16 protein-coding genes are annotated in these 14,990 nt (G+C 61.7%); 5 read left to right on the forward strand and 11 right to left on the reverse strand.

Annotated features, from left to right (window positions below; genetic code table 11):
- Window positions 1-172: 172 nt before the first annotated feature.
- Both MRBLST15_RS07420 and MRBLST15_RS07425 read right to left on the reverse strand, forming a co-directional pair.
- Complete coding sequence (locus tag MRBLST15_RS07420) at window positions 173-802, reverse strand: hypothetical protein (RefSeq protein WP_367785588.1); 630 nt, start codon at window positions 800-802, stop codon at window positions 173-175.
- Window positions 803-1,509: 707 nt separating this feature from the next.
- Window positions 1,510-2,094: a hypothetical protein gene (locus tag MRBLST15_RS07425; protein ID WP_367785589.1), complete on the reverse strand. Its 585-nt coding sequence runs from the start codon at window positions 2,092-2,094 to the stop codon at window positions 1,510-1,512.
- Window positions 2,095-3,004: 910 nt separating this feature from the next.
- Here MRBLST15_RS07425 and MRBLST15_RS07430 point away from each other — a divergent pair.
- Both MRBLST15_RS07430 and MRBLST15_RS07435 read left to right on the forward strand, forming a co-directional pair.
- Window positions 3,005-3,361 carry a hypothetical protein gene (locus MRBLST15_RS07430; RefSeq protein WP_367785590.1) on the forward strand — a complete coding sequence of 119 codons (357 nt, stop codon included), beginning with the start codon at window positions 3,005-3,007 and terminating at the stop codon, window positions 3,359-3,361.
- Window positions 3,362-3,448: 87 nt separating this feature from the next.
- Window positions 3,449-3,892: a cold-shock protein gene (locus MRBLST15_RS07435; protein WP_367785591.1), complete on the forward strand. Its 444-nt coding sequence runs from the start codon at window positions 3,449-3,451 to the stop codon at window positions 3,890-3,892.
- A 49-nt stretch (window positions 3,893-3,941) separates the two neighbouring features.
- On the opposite strand, the gene MRBLST15_RS07440 is transcribed toward MRBLST15_RS07435, so the two are convergent.
- The 7 genes from MRBLST15_RS07440 to MRBLST15_RS07470 all read right to left on the reverse strand — a co-directional run bounded on the left by MRBLST15_RS07440 (window position 3,942) and on the right by MRBLST15_RS07470 (window position 10,197).
- Entirely contained in the window at window positions 3,942-5,189 is a 1,248-nt protein-coding gene (locus tag MRBLST15_RS07440; protein WP_367785592.1) for an ABC transporter permease, read from the reverse strand.
- The gene (locus tag MRBLST15_RS07445) at window positions 5,186-6,493 is read right to left on the reverse strand and encodes an ABC transporter permease (RefSeq protein ID WP_312704617.1); all 1,308 of its coding nucleotides are present in this window, start codon (window positions 6,491-6,493) and stop codon (window positions 5,186-5,188) included. Before MRBLST15_RS07445 ends, MRBLST15_RS07440 begins: the two co-directional genes overlap by 4 nt.
- 10 nt (window positions 6,494-6,503) lie before the next feature.
- Complete coding sequence (locus tag MRBLST15_RS07450) at window positions 6,504-7,277, reverse strand: class I SAM-dependent methyltransferase (RefSeq protein ID WP_099843985.1); 774 nt, start codon at window positions 7,275-7,277, stop codon at window positions 6,504-6,506.
- Window positions 7,267-8,112, reverse strand: a complete 846-nt coding sequence (locus tag MRBLST15_RS07455) for a hypothetical protein (RefSeq protein WP_367785593.1) — start codon at window positions 8,110-8,112, stop codon at window positions 7,267-7,269. The genes MRBLST15_RS07450 and MRBLST15_RS07455 overlap by 11 nt, the downstream gene beginning before the upstream one ends.
- Window positions 8,109-9,356 carry a hypothetical protein gene (locus MRBLST15_RS07460; RefSeq protein ID WP_367785594.1) on the reverse strand — a complete coding sequence of 416 codons (1,248 nt, stop codon included), beginning with the start codon at window positions 9,354-9,356 and terminating at the stop codon, window positions 8,109-8,111. The genes MRBLST15_RS07455 and MRBLST15_RS07460 overlap by 4 nt, the downstream gene beginning before the upstream one ends.
- A 196-nt stretch (window positions 9,357-9,552) precedes the next feature.
- Window positions 9,553-9,864, reverse strand: a complete 312-nt coding sequence (locus tag MRBLST15_RS07465; protein WP_295554575.1) for a hypothetical protein — start codon at window positions 9,862-9,864, stop codon at window positions 9,553-9,555.
- A gap of 30 nt (window positions 9,865-9,894) precedes the next feature.
- The gene (locus tag MRBLST15_RS07470) at window positions 9,895-10,197 is read right to left on the reverse strand and encodes a hypothetical protein (RefSeq protein ID WP_295554576.1); all 303 of its coding nucleotides are present in this window, start codon (window positions 10,195-10,197) and stop codon (window positions 9,895-9,897) included.
- 243 nt (window positions 10,198-10,440) lie between these two features.
- On the opposite strand from MRBLST15_RS07470, the gene MRBLST15_RS07475 reads away from it, so the two are divergent.
- The gene (locus tag MRBLST15_RS07475) at window positions 10,441-10,791 is read left to right on the forward strand and encodes a helix-turn-helix domain-containing protein (protein WP_295554577.1); all 351 of its coding nucleotides are present in this window, start codon (window positions 10,441-10,443) and stop codon (window positions 10,789-10,791) included.
- Between the two features lie 85 nt (window positions 10,792-10,876).
- On the opposite strand, the gene MRBLST15_RS07480 is transcribed toward MRBLST15_RS07475, so the two are convergent.
- Together MRBLST15_RS07480 and MRBLST15_RS07485 are read right to left on the reverse strand one after the other, a co-directional pair.
- Window positions 10,877-11,182 (reverse strand): hypothetical protein, encoded by a 306-nt coding sequence (locus MRBLST15_RS07480; RefSeq protein ID WP_367785595.1) that lies wholly within the window; start codon window positions 11,180-11,182, stop codon window positions 10,877-10,879.
- A gap of 358 nt (window positions 11,183-11,540) precedes the next feature.
- Window positions 11,541-12,251: an Abi family protein gene (locus MRBLST15_RS07485; RefSeq protein WP_367785596.1), complete on the reverse strand. Its 711-nt coding sequence runs from the start codon at window positions 12,249-12,251 to the stop codon at window positions 11,541-11,543.
- Window positions 12,252-12,690: 439 nt separating this feature from the next.
- Between MRBLST15_RS07485 and MRBLST15_RS07490 the strand changes: the two genes are divergently transcribed.
- Both MRBLST15_RS07490 and MRBLST15_RS07495 read left to right on the forward strand, forming a co-directional pair.
- Window positions 12,691-14,196, forward strand: a complete 1,506-nt coding sequence (locus MRBLST15_RS07490) for a YifB family Mg chelatase-like AAA ATPase (RefSeq protein WP_367785597.1) — start codon at window positions 12,691-12,693, stop codon at window positions 14,194-14,196.
- 100 nt (window positions 14,197-14,296) lie between these two features.
- Window positions 14,297-14,749 carry a hypothetical protein gene (locus tag MRBLST15_RS07495; RefSeq protein ID WP_367785598.1) on the forward strand — a complete coding sequence of 151 codons (453 nt, stop codon included), beginning with the start codon at window positions 14,297-14,299 and terminating at the stop codon, window positions 14,747-14,749.
- Window positions 14,750-14,990 lie beyond the last annotated feature (241 nt).

A 14,990-nucleotide genomic window follows, 5' to 3' on the forward strand; every position in this document is an offset into this window, starting at 1 on the left:
GGCCTCAGCTTCGCGTAGGAAGCCGATGATCTGCTCTTCGGAAAAGCGCTTCTTCACGTCCAATCTCCTTCTCATTGAGGATTGGACTCCAAACCGCTTCGCTACTCAATCTCGGGGGGACGTCGGACGTCGGCGAAGCGGCATCGGCTTGAATGAATTGTTAGACCGCGGTCTATGACCCCGCATCTCTGGACGCTCCCAAGCTTTCCAAATGCTGGATGTAGGTGCGAAGTCCGTGACCAATATTGCCTCCCTTGATGCCTGCGCCTTGGGTCATTAAGTGTTCGCGGTCTACTTCATCGGTCGGGTCTGGCGTTCCATCTTTCCAATTCGAAAAGTCAACTACAACAAGTGCCGATGATATTTCAATGTTCTCTGGCCAAGCTGGAGTGTCTCTGTTGATGAAATAGTGCCAATCCCTGAGCGATGTATCAGACAGCGCCAGATAGAACTTGTGGCGCCAGTACTCTTCCATTTCATCGGCGATGGTTATGTAAGTTGGATACGCAATCTGGGATTGGATCTTCTTGGCACGAAGGATGTGCCTTGCCGAAGTCAGCCAATTCAAGCGATCTGCCTTAGGTGGGACGTTCTCGCCGCTGTCGGTCAAGGCGTTGTAAGACCACTCCAGAGATTTCTGAAACTGAGACGCATACTCTTTGTCACGCTCGCGCTCTCTGTCCTCATTGATCTTTCTGCGGTTCGCCAGATACGCAAGGAGCGCGATGACGATAGATACAAGGGTCAAGGCGCTGATGCCGACCTTGATCCATTCTATGCAGTTGTTTGAGCAAGGGATCATGTGTTTCCGCGGTCCAACTGCCTAATAGACGGACCCGTGGGTCCGGTTATACGACTTGTCCACAAAGCGCCGTATGGTGCGCTTTGCCCTAGATACAGCTCGATCTTAGGGCGGCCTGGTCCGGCTAACAAGCCAGCGTATAACCGGACCCAGCGGAGGGCTCAGTGACCACCGCAAGCTCGCTCCGGTCGAAGTTCAGATGTCCGCTTAGGGTCGCATAGCGTCCTGCGACCTGAAGTGGACAGGGGCTGTCTACCTGCCAGCGAGCAAGTCCGTTCGAAGCACCTGGACGAGCACACCATGCGCAACTAACCGCGCCCCTTCGTACAAAACGAATTTGAATCCTTCGTGCAGCCGTCCAGTTTGCAGTTCCGGAGCGAGCAGCCACATCTCTGCACGACCTGTATCGCCGGGCTGCACGCCCCCCCCCCAGCAAACTCGATGTGGGCATCATTGTGATCCGGCAGCCCAAAGTCATTGTTCGGCCGCCATCCACTCCACCGCCCTCTTTCAAGGCCCGATGAGAGGGTGATATCGGCGATTAGATCGGCGAAACGCGGCGGGCGCATCTTCGTAGCATAAGGTGATTGCGGCAGAGATCGAGCATTTGCTTTGGGTCTCGCGACGCCCTACGGCCAGAAGCGGTCGTTCATAGCGGAACTCAGGCCCAGCCGCGAAGCGGCTTCGGCATGAATGAGTTTTGGCCGCTACTCCACCTTGTAATGGAAGCTATGTCCGTATCGGCCCATGCTTGTACCACCGAAATGCGCATCACCAACGTTGAAAATGCGAGGAAGTGATAGCAAATCTCCTTGCGCAGCCTCAGTGGAATATAGGTGAATAACACTGACAAAGAGTGCTGCGACAGAGTTTAGGCAGTTCTTCAACGTGGCCTTATCGAAATGGTTGTGCCGGTGGTGCTTTACTTTATTGTGGTCTTGCCACCAGAAAGGCGGCGTACTGGCTGTCCAGCTTGTCCATGGATTGAGCATAAGACCATACCGAGGAACAAGGACGCTAAAGCCAATGAAATTTGGACAGTGTTTCACGATATCCGGGTAGTACGCGTTGATGCTCGAAGCTGTTGAGGCTGGATTGTGCTTTAAGGCTATCTGCTTGAGGACGACGTCGACCTCGGCACTAGCGCTTAGAAACAGACGAGCTAGTTCAATGGAAAAGGTGCCGTCGTTCTGGCCCGACAGATCAACGTACCGGCCAAGCCGATCCAAGTCTTCCTCCAACGCGAGGAAATAGTTCCAGTGAATTAGTGTGCTTGTTCTGTTGATCGCCACGCCCCCTCCCTAGCGGTTAATCACCCAATAGAAGAACCCTTGGCTCCGGTTGTACGACCTATTCACAGAGCACAGTATGTGGGCTTTCCTCGTTGATACAGCAAGATCTTAGGCCGGCGTGCGCCAGGTTAACAAGCCAGCGTAGAAACGGACATCGACCAACGCCTCCTTCCCCCCGCCTGCACATGGACAATGATCGGCTCGATCGGTGCCTCATGCCTGAAGGGCTGTTTCTTCAGGTACGCGTCCAAGGGGAGTAGATAGTTACGGTGGGCAGCGGGGGCCAGTAGGCCCACCAAAGTCACGGGCGCGGGCGCAGCTTGGTAATCCCACCTATATCAAATACGGATAGCAGGGTGAAGTCGTGACTTGCACCTGTCCCGGAGGTGAAATCCGCAACACGCCAGGAACACTTGTGTCATCGATCGGCCGCATCGAAACGCGCGCGTTCTATTGCTTGTGCCATGAAGAGCCGCCCGTCGAGTGCTGTCGCATTTGCCGCACCCTGCATTTCTGGTGGAAGGATCTGACGACTCCGTTCCAGAAGCGCCGTTCCACCCCGCACGCCAAGGTTCTTGCCCCTTCCCGCGCTGTGCCACAATGCCAAAAACGTCTCGGGCTTTGGCGGCATTGACCCCAACCCCTTGGCATTTCCAACAACATCACGCAACTCTGGTAGGGCCACCGACAACGGGTGGCCGGGCGTCGAAAACCCGATTGCTGTTGTTGTTTACGCTTGCCAGCCGGCACCACCCCGCGTGGTGCCGGCTGGCAATCCGTCTGCCGGCTATGGCGGGCGGTGCGTGGGGGTCCTGTACCCGCCGGCTTTGTCTAGCAACCGGTTTTCGAGCCACGCATCGTCCGCCACCTTTATCGGTGGCGGCTTCTGCCTGCTTGCACGGAGCCTGCCATGACCATGCCGCACTCCCCTCCCCCGCGCCCCATCCAGGAGGCGCCCTCGCCCTCCCCTGCGCTGGACCCAAACAGTCTCATCGCCATCCTGCGCAGCATCGGCGCCGGCGCTGCAGCCGACGGTCAGCCCTGGCCCGAACGCCATCACCTGCACAGCCGGCAGATGCAGTTGTCCGACGCCGACTGCGCACTGACGGGCCAGCGCATCGTGCAGGAACTCCTGCTGGCGGCCGAGCGCACGCGCCAGAACGGTGAGCCCGATCAATACGTAGGCGATCGTGTGATGGAGGGGCTGGTGATGGCCGATATCGCACTTACTGCCTTCATCCACGAACGGGTGCGGCCGCAGGACTGAGCGTGCGCTGCCAAACGTGACTTTCTGTTTGCACGCGGGGGACGAGTGAAGCATCACAGTGTTGTCGCTGCGACGGCGTGCGCCCTCTTGGCCGTTGCCGTGTGGATGCACTGGCCCGAACCTGCAGGCGAGCGGGTGTGGGCCTATCAAACACTGCACGCGTTCGATTACCGGTTGCTGCGAAGTGATGCGCTCGGCTTCGTGGCCGCGAAGGCCCAGGAGGGTTTTGAACTGCACACGCGCTATTCCGAAGCGACATCCTTCGAGATCCGGTGCAAGGGCGTTCGGGTGCTGGCGGTGGAGAACGCATCGCCGCGTGTGGTGATGCGAATCCCTACGGATGCATTGCGGCGTGCGCCTGATATCGCATACCTGCACGCCAACTTCCGCCGTTGGCTGAGCCAGGACCCGAACCGCGCGCGGTTGCTGGTAGCGCCTGACGAGCCGTCGTGGTTTGAGTCGAGGTTGCGTAGCGTCTTAGGGCGCGTGCCCCGCACGCAACGGTGCGGGCTTGACGCTACGGCTGGATAGTACCGTTCGTGAGGAACGTTGCACTGGCCGGATGACCGGCCAGTCAGCGTCACGCGCTGCGCAGGATCGCCACCGGCGCTTCTTTGGCTGCTCGTCGGGCCGGAATATAGGCTGCGGCCTGACCCAACAAAAGCACCGTCAGTACGCCAATCGCGAGAAATGGCGCCTCGATCCTGGCTACCTCGTAGTACCGGGCCACGGCCATGTTCAGGCCGATGGCCAGTGCGGTGCCGACCAAAGAGCCGGTAGCGGTGAGAATCAGGTTCTCCACCAGGAAGTACCGCAGGATGTCGGATTTACGGGCGCCCAGCGCACGCCGGATACCGATCTGCCGATACCGCTTGCGGACCCAGAAGCTGGCCAGTCCATACACGCCCGTTGCGGTTACCACCAACAGCGCCAACCCGGAGCTCAGGAACATGATCGCCATGGTCTGGTCGTGGCGGAAGTAGTCGGCGCGCAGCTCGCGGAACGAGGTGCTGCGGGCGATGGTGCGGTTCGCATCGCGCTGCGACAACGCGGCCTCACTGGACGCAATCACGTCCGCCACCCGCCCATCCGCGGCACGGATGGCGAACATCACGCGAGGCCCGTCCGGAATCAGCGGCAGAATGAGTGACATGTCATTGTCTGCATCGGTCTTCAGGACAGGCCGGGAAAGCGTCTTGACGATGCCGACCACCTGGATGGGATGCTGCGCATCGGCATACAGGAACTTGCCAACGGCGCCGCCCTCCGGAAACAGCTTGTCCGCCAGTGCCTGCGACACAACGGCCTCGCTCGCCTTGTAGAGCCCGGCATAGTCGGCGCTGGCCTCCATCGGCACGAATGCTCCCGCAGACAGGTCACGGCCGGCAACAAGGGTCAGGCCCAGCACCTTGGCGGCAGGCGACGATGCCGTATAGACGGTCGGTTCGGCCTCGACAATGCCGGAAATGTCATTGCCTTTAAGCGGCTTGTTGGTGAACCCGGCAGACCAGTTGTGCTGGGCAAGCGGAAGCGACTCTGCTGCGATTACCTGTTCGACGCCTGGTTGCTGGCGAATAGCCTCCAGGTCGGTCCTGATCGACGCTGCAGGGTTGGCTGCTGCAGGCCCCAGGTATTCGGTCTCGATGACGCCCAGGTTCGCCTCTTCCAGGCCCGTCTCGTAGGTGAGGGTTCCCAGCCGCTCGGACAGCAGAAACGCAAGGTTCGTCACGCACGCCGTGGCAACCAGCACCTGCACCAGGAGAATGGACGCGATGAAGCGGTTGCGGGTGAGCGCCCGGACGATAAGGGGAACTTCTGCAATGCTCATTCTGACGCCTTGATCTGCATGGCCAGACGGCCTGAGGTAGCGCGCAGCGCAGGGAAGAACGCAGCGATGACACTGGAGACACACGCCAGGCCCACGGTGAGAGCGGCCATGCTGAGATCCATGTTGGCCAACGAGGCGTAGTCTTCCGGCTGCATCCGCACAAGGTAGAGGCCGGCCTCCGCAACGATCAACCCTACCGCCCCGCCCAGGCCGCCGATGATCAGTGCTTCGGTGCAGAGCTGATAGATGACGTCCTGCCGGCGCGCACCCAGCGCCCGACGGACCGATATCTCATGGGAACGGCGGATGAAGCGGGCGAAGATCAGGGCACTCATGTTCAGCAGGCAAACGATCAGGAAGCCCAGGCACAGCGCCAGCTGCAGCTTCACCTCGTTGGGGATGATGCGATGCTCGACCAGGAAGTCCCTCAAGGACACCATGCGCGGCGCGGTTGTCCTGTCAAACCTTCCGGCCTGCTGCTGGGTACGTGCGTAGTTGCCCAGGAAGCGCTCGTACTGCTCGACACTGGCCGCGTCAGGCAACTCGGCCCAGAACTGGACCCATGATGTGCGGGCGTCCTGCAGGCGATTGAGGGGCTTGTCACTGCTCCATGAGAAGACGCTGCTGGACACCGCCATCTGCATTTCCGCTGCAACACCAATCGGGATGAAGAAGTCCTCGCGCCCCTTGAAGACATCCTGCTGAAGGTCCGTATAGAACCGCGGGCGCGGGCTCCACGGACCGGCAACACCGACCACCCTGAATGCCTGGCCGCCAAGCCGGACGGTGGCTCCCACCAGGCCTTCACTGCCCAGACGGGCAGCCAGATCCTGGCCCAGCACGACAACCCGGGCGTGGGCAGCATCATCTTCGCGTGTCCAGGCCCTGCCCTGCGCCATGGGAATGCCAAACATGGCGAACGCATCTGCAGTGACATACTGCCCCTGCGTGAAGAATGGGATCTGCACGCTGCGCTGCGCATCCACCAGCAGGCGGGCAGATGCCAGCGCGGTCTGATGGGAGGCGGGGGCCTGCCGAAGCAGGTTCTGCGCATCCACCCAGGTGAGGGCCACGCGCGGGTCCATGCCTGGCCTGACGTCGTAGGACGTGGGAAGCGCGTCGATGAAGGGGTGATAGAGATGCTCGCTCCGCCCCGGCAGTGGATCCCACGTCATTGTCCGCACGACAGTCAGCATCGTCATGCTTGCGCCGATGCCCAACCCCAGCGCCAGGATCAGCGCTGCGCTCATCCCCTTGGTTTCCAGAAGCCTGGTGCGGGCCAGCGCAAAGTAATAGCCGAACATATACGTCTCTCTAATGCAGGAAGGTGGCCGCAGTCGGAATCACGTCCACCGGTTCAATCGAGATCCACGCCGTGCTGTTCTGCGCCCTGTCGCAGGCTTCCAGCAGATGCATCAGCCGGAAGCGCGAGCGCTGGACCATACGCAGCAGCGCGTCAATGTCCTGCTCGCTGCGATCCTTGATGAACGCCCTGGGTATCTTATTCTGATTCAGGGCGTCCACAACGGCTTCCAGGGTCAGGTAGCTGAGCCGCTGGGTGGAGGCACTGTCGATGAAGATCGAGGCGCTTTCCGCCATGCGCGGCAGGAACGCCGCCAGCAAGGCCTGGATGCTGTCCTGGGAGTGGTTGAAGTCGGAGAAGACCATGTCTATTCCGCCGTCAAAGGCGGGGGCCTGGGCAATCTCGGCAAAGCCGATCTCCTGCCAGTTGGCGACAACGTGATTCTCGACCCCGGCCCATTGGAATACGTGCTGCAGGAAAGCGGGATAGTCCTGCCCCATCTCCCGCAGTGAATCGGCAAGCGGCCCCTGCAGGCCCTCGACAAACCTGATGCCTGGCTCACTGGAGAAGTGCGAGCCATTGTCGTAGGTGTGAATGACACCGCTGCCGTTCTCCCGCAATGCACCTGCCATCCAGGCCGCAGTGACGCCAAAGCCGGTACCCAGTTCGACCACGATGCGCGGGCGCGTCCGCTTGACCAGGCTGTACAACAGTACGCACAGGTCCTCGCTTCCGTAGACCCAGCCCATGGACTCGCGCAGCGAGCTCAGCTTCTCAAGCAGCATTCACACCTCCGGCGCTGCCGGCAAGCAACCACGCGTCCAGTGCATCCTGCACAGCGGTATCGGCGGCGACGGAACGAAGGTAGGGCGAGAATGCGTGGAAGGTGACTGCCTCGTCCGTCACGTACAGGAGCATCTCTCCTGCTTCGGAACGGAAGGCCTGTGCAGCTGCTCGCGTCAGCTGCCCGCATACAGCATCATCGACCTCAACGCTTCCACGGGGAAAGTGGATTCCGTTGTAGTCCCGCCCCAGGAACCAGGCGATCACGGGAACGCCCTTCGGCCTGGACACGTGGAACTGATGCCTGCGGCGCTCTTCGTCATCAAGCTGCCGTTCCTGCCGCCAGTCAAAAAGCGACCAGACCGACTTCTGCATGGGATCCTCGATGCGGGACAGGTCTGGTTCTTCGTAGCCAAAGCTGTAGGCGAAGTCAGGCGTACTCGCCTCCGGGAGGGCGCGTCCGAGTTCAAACCACTGCACGTTCAGCGGGGCCAGACACCGGGATACGCCGCGCGTGCCGGTGTCGTGACAGAGGCTCACCCCCAGCGCCAGAAGCGGCTGCAGGCGGATATGGAACCAGCGGGCGTCCACCCCGTGCTCGGCCAGGAACCGTTCGACCTGCGTTCCTTCCAGAGAGAAGACCCGGTTCACCACGTTGGCTCCGCGGAACAGACTCTCAAGATGCGCACCTGGGCTCAAGCGGAGAACCTCGGGCCAGGGTTGACCGTCCATTACCGGTATCAGCTCATCAATGTGTATGGCAGGGACACCCGTAGCCAGCGCCCGCAGCGCGACCGGGTCAAGGTGATCCGCATGGATGACGACTGTTCTGCTCATTGCTGCCACTCCCCGTAGCGATACTGACGCTTCATCTCGGCCTGCATCTGATCGATCATCTGCCCGACCTCACCATTGATGGCGTCCTTGGTCATCAACCGACCGCTGAGATCCTGCTCGATCAGGAAGCCGGCGGCGCAGACGGCCAACCTGCGCTGGACGTGGCGCTTGGCGGCTTCACCCAGGTCCGGAGACATCTCAAGATGACGCTTGAGCAGGCGGTGACACACGTAGTAGACGAAGACCGCGTGGATGTAGGAGGAATTGGGAATGGGATTGCCGGACCATGGAGACACGACACGGTGCTGGTAGTCATTGGCAACGAAGAACCCGTTGGCAAGCTCCCATGCGGCCAGATAGTTGTGGGTGCTTTCATGCATGATGCTTTCCATGCACGCCTCAACCAGAAGCTCAGGGTTATGCGTGTTCAGCAGTCGAATGGCACCCGGCTGCCTCGGCACATGCTCGGAGCCGTAGCGGCCGGCTTCATCGGAGGTGACTTCTGCCGACTTGCGCACGGTGATCCGCCGGACGAAGTTGCGGATGAGAAGGCCGTACATGGGTTCTGACCGATCGATCGCCGCCAGCGCCGCTGCCAGCTTTCGCGAGACATGCTCGCGCTCCGCATCGGTCAGCGCGAGGCACGGTTGGCTCAGTACTCCAGAACGTGGCTCATGGTGCCGCGCCGGTGGGCTCTCAAGATCCAACGCGATACAGTCACCCAGCTTCGGCAACTGTCGAAGGGTCCACACGCCCGTGGCATCCTTTTCCGCAACGCAGTCTCCAACCGGGCTGTAGAGCTGCCACTGCCGGGCCTCTCTCAGATACCTGCCGGTCCGCCCCTGCGCCAGCTCGGCGATCGACTTCTCCCGAGCGATGATGTCGTGCAGCGCGCCAAGTGCGCGGGCCTGTTCCTCTGCCCTCTCCTGCTCGTCGGCTCCCGCCTCCAGCCTGCCCTTCCGCGCGGACTCCAGGCACAGATACTGCTCACAGAACTCGGAACTGAGCAGTACGCGAGCCTGGCGATCGGACCCGATTGACTGGTACATCTGATGCATGGCGCGAGCCGTCGTCCCGTACTGCGGGTCGGCAAGCACTTCCTGCAGCCGCGCTTTCATCCTGCGCAGTCTTGACCACAGGATGCCCTCGACGACGGGTTCCATATGCTCGGTCGTATCCGCGATCTCCATCAAGCAGGCCGGGCTGCTCACGTCGGGAGTTTGCAACTGGGTAATCGCATTCACTTTTCTGCTCCATGCAGTGCTCGCCGTCCTTGCCACCTACGACTGTCTGGCACCGACTTGAAAGAAGATTACTGCCACATGATGGCCAGACCCGCAATCGAGCTGCTGTGCAGCGCACAGCAGCTCGAATCACCATTGCGTCTTCGTGCAGGCGACCACCAGCGGCAACAGGCCCCCGGCTCGCCTGCTGCCGGTCTCAGACGTTGAAGCGATCGGCGGACATGGCGGCCTGTTTCTCGATGGCCGCTTCATGGTGGTGGTGCGAGCCAAAGGAGTCGTCGTGATGGCCCCCGGCAACCAAGGCCTCCAGGCGATTGCCCGTGGCGACCTTCTCGAACTCGTCCATCGACAGGTCATTGACGACGGTCAACGACGTTGCACTTTCAATTGCCGGCTCCAGCTGGGCGCCTGAAATCGGCGATGCGACAGCCCCACCGACGGCCGCACTGCCGATTACCAGCATGGTGAGCGCAGACAGGGTCTTGGCCGTGCTTCGGTTGTCTTTCATTTCCAGTTCCTTTTGATCGGGTGGGCGAACTCAGACGTCGAATCGCGAGTTGGAGATGGCAGCGACGGATGCCATTTCCTTCTTGGTCGCCTCGTGATGGTGGTGGGATCCGAACGAGTCCGAATGGTGGCCGTCCGCCAGCATCTGTTCCTGGGCAGTGGAGAACTCGCTGTTGCGAAGCAGGTCCAGATCAGCCTCGATGGATGTCAGGGCGTTCAGTTCAGCACCCGCAGTGGTCACCTGCGAGTGAGCCGGTGCCGCCGACGCTGCTGCGGTGCCCGCAATGATCAGCGTAAGAGACGAGAGGGCCTTTGCTGCGATTCGATTGCTCATTGAAACACTCCATGTAATCGGTTGGAAAAACACGCTCCCCGCAGTGCAGTACGAATCCGCGCTGCGGGCATCGATTACAGGCAGACGCATTGCATTCACGCAAACGTTACGCTGTGTCGAGCACAGCACAGTGCGACTGCTCACTTTCGTCGTTGATGAACCTTGTTTGACTCTCGGGTGACAATTGAGCAGACTCGAAGCCAACCTCCTCACCGGGGTCGCGTTGCGAATCAGAGGCTCTATATGGATATGGACGTCGACACGCTCTCTACCCGGATCCGCTTTGCCCGGGTCAGCAGTGGTTTGTCGCAGACAGACTTGGCCAAGGCGCTGAGCGTCAACCGCGCTACCGTCGGACACTGGGAACGAGAGGAGAGTTTCTCTCCTACGATCGACCACCTGCAGAGCATGGCCCGCATCATGAATGTGAGCGTGTCCTGGCTTGTAGCCGGCGAGCAGATGAAGCCCACCGGTGAGTCCGTTGGTACACGCTCGAGCCTGGAGGCCAGGATGGTGGAGCTTTCAAAACACCTTCCGATGTCTTTTCTGCTTCACCTCCTGGCGCTGATGGAAAGCGCAGAGACGTATATCTAGGGCGTGTAGCTGGAACGCGGGGCCTCATGGATCCTGGGCCAACGATCTCTTCAGGGAACGAACAGGACGCGGCCGGGAATCTGGCCTAGACGTCGAATCGAGAGTCCGACGGGACTGCGACGTCCGTCGGAGTGCTAGTGTCAACGCCTGTATCGTGGTGAGGATGACACGTGTCAAGCGAGTCCGAATGGTTGTGGGCAACCAGCACCCCGTCCTCGTGAGCGGGGAATTCGCCGCTGCGCAGTGCGTCCAGGTCAATCGCCGTCAGGGCATCCAACCCTGATTCTGCAGAGTTCACCTGCGAATGAACTGGAGCGGCCGACGCCGCCGCAGTGCCCGCGATGATCAGGGTGAGGGAGGAAAGTGCCTTTCCTGCAATTCGCTTGCTCATTGAAACGCTCCATGTACTCGGTCAGGGACATTGTCAGTTTCCGCAGCGCACCAGCATTCCGGCAAATACCGCGCTGTGCTTGGCACAGCGGACTGGGTCGGCCTCGACTAAACCGCTCTCGGAATCGATGACACGGGCACCATCAAGCACCTCCTTTGGCTCTTACTCCCGCCAAAGGAGGTGCTCCTGCCACCCTTCCGCAGCCCCGAGGCTTATCATTCGGACTTCGTTTGTCAGGCCGGCCGAGAGATGGGCGTCAACGCGTCCGCGCCAACCTCTGGAATCAGCGGTGGTGCCGCCGAGAAGTTTGCGGAGCAGGAGCAGCAGGAAGAATGAGCGGTTCGGTGCGAACGGTGCTTCACAGTTCGGACCAACCCGCCGACCGGGGGCGAACCGCCGAAACGCCGAGCTCCTTGTTCCACAGCCTGCCGTGGTGGGCGACAACGTTCCGCGCCACGCTGGTGACGTGCAACCAGTTCGCGAAGACCGGCGCTGCCATCTGCATCTCGCCAGCAACAGTTTTCTGTTCCCTGTTGTGCAGCGCCCTGTAGAAGCGGGAAAGTGACCCCAATGACATGACTTCCGTCGCCATCCAGATCGGCACCTTGGGGAACGCCGGTGAGGTATACCTGTCCCTGTAGTGTCGAACGAACGCCTCCTTGGAGCGTGTCACTTCACTCTCGACTCCGGTAAGCCAATCGGCATGGTCGTGCTCCGTGAATGTCAGGTTGCGCGGCTCCAAGTGGCCAAAGGCGCCGTGGGCATGCGCGAAGTGATACGTGAGCACGGTGCGCGCCGCTATCTCGATGTGGCCGACCGCCTCCATCACCAGGTCTCGAAGTCCCCTATCGAACTCATAGAGACTGATCGCTTCCTCGAAGGTCGCTTGCTCACGGAAGTGATCGCTACCGGGCACACGCTGGGTATAGAAGTAGCCCATTAGGCGGTAGTAACCGACACGTTGCAGATAGCGTTTGGCATTGGCGGCATCGCCAATGACCAGGCCGCGCTGCTGGAGCAGCTCGAGCTGCGCCTGAATTGACAACGGCGGCTTACGGTAATGGGTCATCCTGACACCAATCAGCGGGCAAAAAAACCCGCCAATTTGAGCATGTCGCGAACTAGCGCGTCAGAGGCTTGGCGGGTGTGTTGCGGCCAGTGTAGCGATCCCGCCACTTACCTGCAAGTAATTGCGTGTAGTTTTGAGTAGACGTAAACCACTGTTCAGGAAGGACTTTGTGAGAAATTGGCTTCAGTGCAGCGCGCTTCTGGAAGCACATCAGCAGACGTAGAACACAGGCCGACCAGACGGTAGCGGCTCTGCCTCCCGAGCGCTGGTCCACGTGATGCCAGTCGACTTCCGTCACTCAATTGCAGAGGTGGGCGACCTCCAAGGAGACATAGTCCGACTGCCTGCCGGAATCTCCCGAGTCGCTTCACCAGCAACTCCCGATGGTGGCCCGTCGGTCGCCGTTGCACCATCGAGCGTCCTCAGCAGGAAACCACACATGAGCCTGGCGCTGGTCCACAGCCGTGCCCGCGCCGGGGTTGATGCCCCGCTGGTGCGGATTGAAGTACATCTTTCCGGTGGCCTGCCCGTCACCCAGATTGTCGGTCTGGCCGAAGCCAGCGTGCGCGAATCACGCGAGCGCGTGCGGGCCGCGCTGCTCTGCGCGCGCTTCGACTTCCCGCAGCGGCGCATCACTCTCAACCTCGCACCCGCCGACCTGCCCAAGGAAGGAGGTCGCTACGATCTGGCGATTGCCTTGGGCATTCTGGCGGCCAGTGGGCAGGTCGATCCGCAGTCACTGCTGCAGTATGAATTCCTTGGCGAGCTGGGCCTGACCGGTGAGCTGCGGCCGGTGTCAGGCGCGCTGCCCGCTGCGATTGCCGCCGCCGAGGCTGGACGCATCCTGATCGTGCCACCGGGCAATGCGGCCGAAGCCGCCCTCGCCCAGCACGCCGATGTGCGCGTGGCGCGTACCCTGCTGGAATGCTGCGCTGGGCTGGGCAATCCGCGTTTGCTGCCACAAGTGGAGCGCGTGGACACCACACCGCTGCCGCTGCCGGATCTGGCCGACGTGCGCGGGCAGGCACTAGCACGCCGCGCGTTGGAGGTGGCCGCCGCCGGTGGCCATCATCTGCTGCTGATCGGCAGCCCCGGCTGCGGCAAGACACTGCTGGCCTCGCGCCTGCCGAGCCTGCTGCCGGATTCAGAAGAGATCGATGCCCTGCAGTTGGCGGCGATCACGTCAGTCAGCGGCGAAGGGCTGGACCCGAAGCGCTGGCGGCAGCGGCCGTTCCGGGCGCCGCACCACAGCGCGAGTGCAGCGGCGTTGGTGGGCGGCGGCAATCCGCCCTGCCCCGGCGAGATCTCGCTGGCGCATCACGGCGTGCTGTTTCTGGATGAACTGCCCGAGTGGAACCGCAGTGCGCTGGAAACCCTGCGCGAGCCGCTGGAGTCGGGCCACATCCGCATTTCCCGCGCGGCACGCAGCGTGGTCTACCCCGCACGCTTCCAGCTGGTGGCGGCAATGAACCCCTGCCCCTGCGGCTGGGCCGGCGACCGCAGCAACCGCTGCCTGTGCAGCGACGAACGCATCACCCGCTACCGCGCGCGGGTCTCGGGCCCGTTGCTGGACCGCATCGACCTGCACATCAACGTGAGTCGCATGGATGCGGTGGAACTGCGTGAGAGCACACCGCTGGGCGAGCCCAGCGCCAGCGTGCGTTCACGGGTGGAAGCGGCGCACGTGCGGCAGCAGGCGCGTGGCGGCCTCAACGCACACCTGCCTCCCGCCGCCCTGCGTGCCTGCACGCGCTTGAGCGAAGCCGACCAGGACCTGCTGGAGCAGGCCATCGAGCGACTGCAGCTTTCAGCGCGGGCGATGCATCGCATTCTGCGCGTGGCACGCACGATTGCCGACCTTGCCGAAAGCGAGACGATCCAGACCGCACACCTGGCTGAGGCCATTGGATATCGGCAGTTGGATCGGGGCAAGCCAGGAACCTAGCGCGCCACTGCATCCAAGAAGGAATCAGATTCATCTGATATCTGCCATGCCACCTGCGCCCTGACCATTTCCGCGAGCCCATACACAAGGAGATGCGGTTTTGCTCAGGATGCTCATCATGGGCGGGCATGAGGCCGCCCGTCAGCGGATATCACGGACGATAGGACGGCGCGGCCTGATCCGCATGGAATCGATCTACAGCGTGGACAGCGGCCTGTCGGTGCTGGAGTGGCGCAACTACGATCTGGTGGGAACGTTCCTGGCGGCCGGTCTTGGCACGCGCCTGCAGGAGTCATTCGTGCTGCGCGATGCGAAGGTGCAGCTGGTGCTGTTCGGCATGGGGCTGAGCGAAGAAGTCGCCAGCATCCGCCTGCGCCTGCGCGGGCAGGGCCTGCCGTCGCCGATTCTGGTCAGAACGGATTTTGATGCCTACGACGAGTCGCTGTTCTGGCGATCGCTGACAGCGCACATGATCCTGCCGTCGGCACTGGAGGGGGCTGGCCCCCTCCCCGCCACGGGCGACGCGTGCGACCATGCAGGGCCCAGTCCCTAGCGGTGCCTGCCTCGCCAGGTGCCCGCCCAGCCATTCATGAGCACTCCCCAGCCGCCGCACCTGCCGACCTCCGATGCGTCCACCCCGCTGACACCTGCGGCAACCGGCGGCGGCGGCGACGTCCCCCCGGCTTGAGTAGTGGGCGGGTTTAGAGTCCGGTGCTGATGTTATCTTTCTTCGTCGCCAACTGCGCGGCGTACTGGGCGGGCGTTAGTCCGCCAAGCGCTCTTTTGGGCCTTTC

It is taken from the genome of Stenotrophomonas sp. LST15-1-1.1 (assembly GCF_040815575.1).
Taxonomy (GTDB): Bacteria; Pseudomonadota; Gammaproteobacteria; order Xanthomonadales; family Xanthomonadaceae; genus Stenotrophomonas; species Stenotrophomonas lactitubi_B.

Bases quoted from the DNA above. Each gene is read 5' to 3' on its own strand.
- MRBLST15_RS07485 (WP_367785596.1), bottom strand. From the start codon at position 12,251: ATGACCCATTACCGTAAGCCGCCGTTGTCAATTCAGGCGCAGCTCGAG.
- MRBLST15_RS07465 (WP_295554575.1), bottom strand. From the start codon at position 9,864: ATGAAAGACAACCGAAGCACGGCCAAGACCCTGTCTGCGCTCACCATG.
- MRBLST15_RS07490 (WP_367785597.1), top strand. From the start codon at position 12,691: ATGAGCCTGGCGCTGGTCCACAGCCGTGCCCGCGCCGGGGTTGATGCC.
- MRBLST15_RS07440 (WP_367785592.1), bottom strand. From the start codon at position 5,189: ATGAGCATTGCAGAAGTTCCCCTTATCGTCCGGGCGCTCACCCGCAAC.
- MRBLST15_RS07470 (WP_295554576.1), bottom strand. From the start codon at position 10,197: ATGAGCAATCGAATCGCAGCAAAGGCCCTCTCGTCTCTTACGCTGATC.
- MRBLST15_RS07420 (WP_367785588.1), bottom strand. From the start codon at position 802: ATGATCCCTTGCTCAAACAACTGCATAGAATGGATCAAGGTCGGCATC.
- MRBLST15_RS07445 (WP_312704617.1), bottom strand. From the start codon at position 6,493: ATGTTCGGCTATTACTTTGCGCTGGCCCGCACCAGGCTTCTGGAAACC.
- MRBLST15_RS07480 (WP_367785595.1), bottom strand. From the start codon at position 11,182: ATGAGCAAGCGAATTGCAGGAAAGGCACTTTCCTCCCTCACCCTGATC.
- MRBLST15_RS07475 (WP_295554577.1), top strand. From the start codon at position 10,441: ATGGATATGGACGTCGACACGCTCTCTACCCGGATCCGCTTTGCCCGG.
- MRBLST15_RS07450 (WP_099843985.1), bottom strand. From the start codon at position 7,277: ATGCTGCTTGAGAAGCTGAGCTCGCTGCGCGAGTCCATGGGCTGGGTC.
- MRBLST15_RS07430 (WP_367785590.1), top strand. From the start codon at position 3,005: ATGACCATGCCGCACTCCCCTCCCCCGCGCCCCATCCAGGAGGCGCCC.
- MRBLST15_RS07455 (WP_367785593.1), bottom strand. From the start codon at position 8,112: ATGAGCAGAACAGTCGTCATCCATGCGGATCACCTTGACCCGGTCGCG.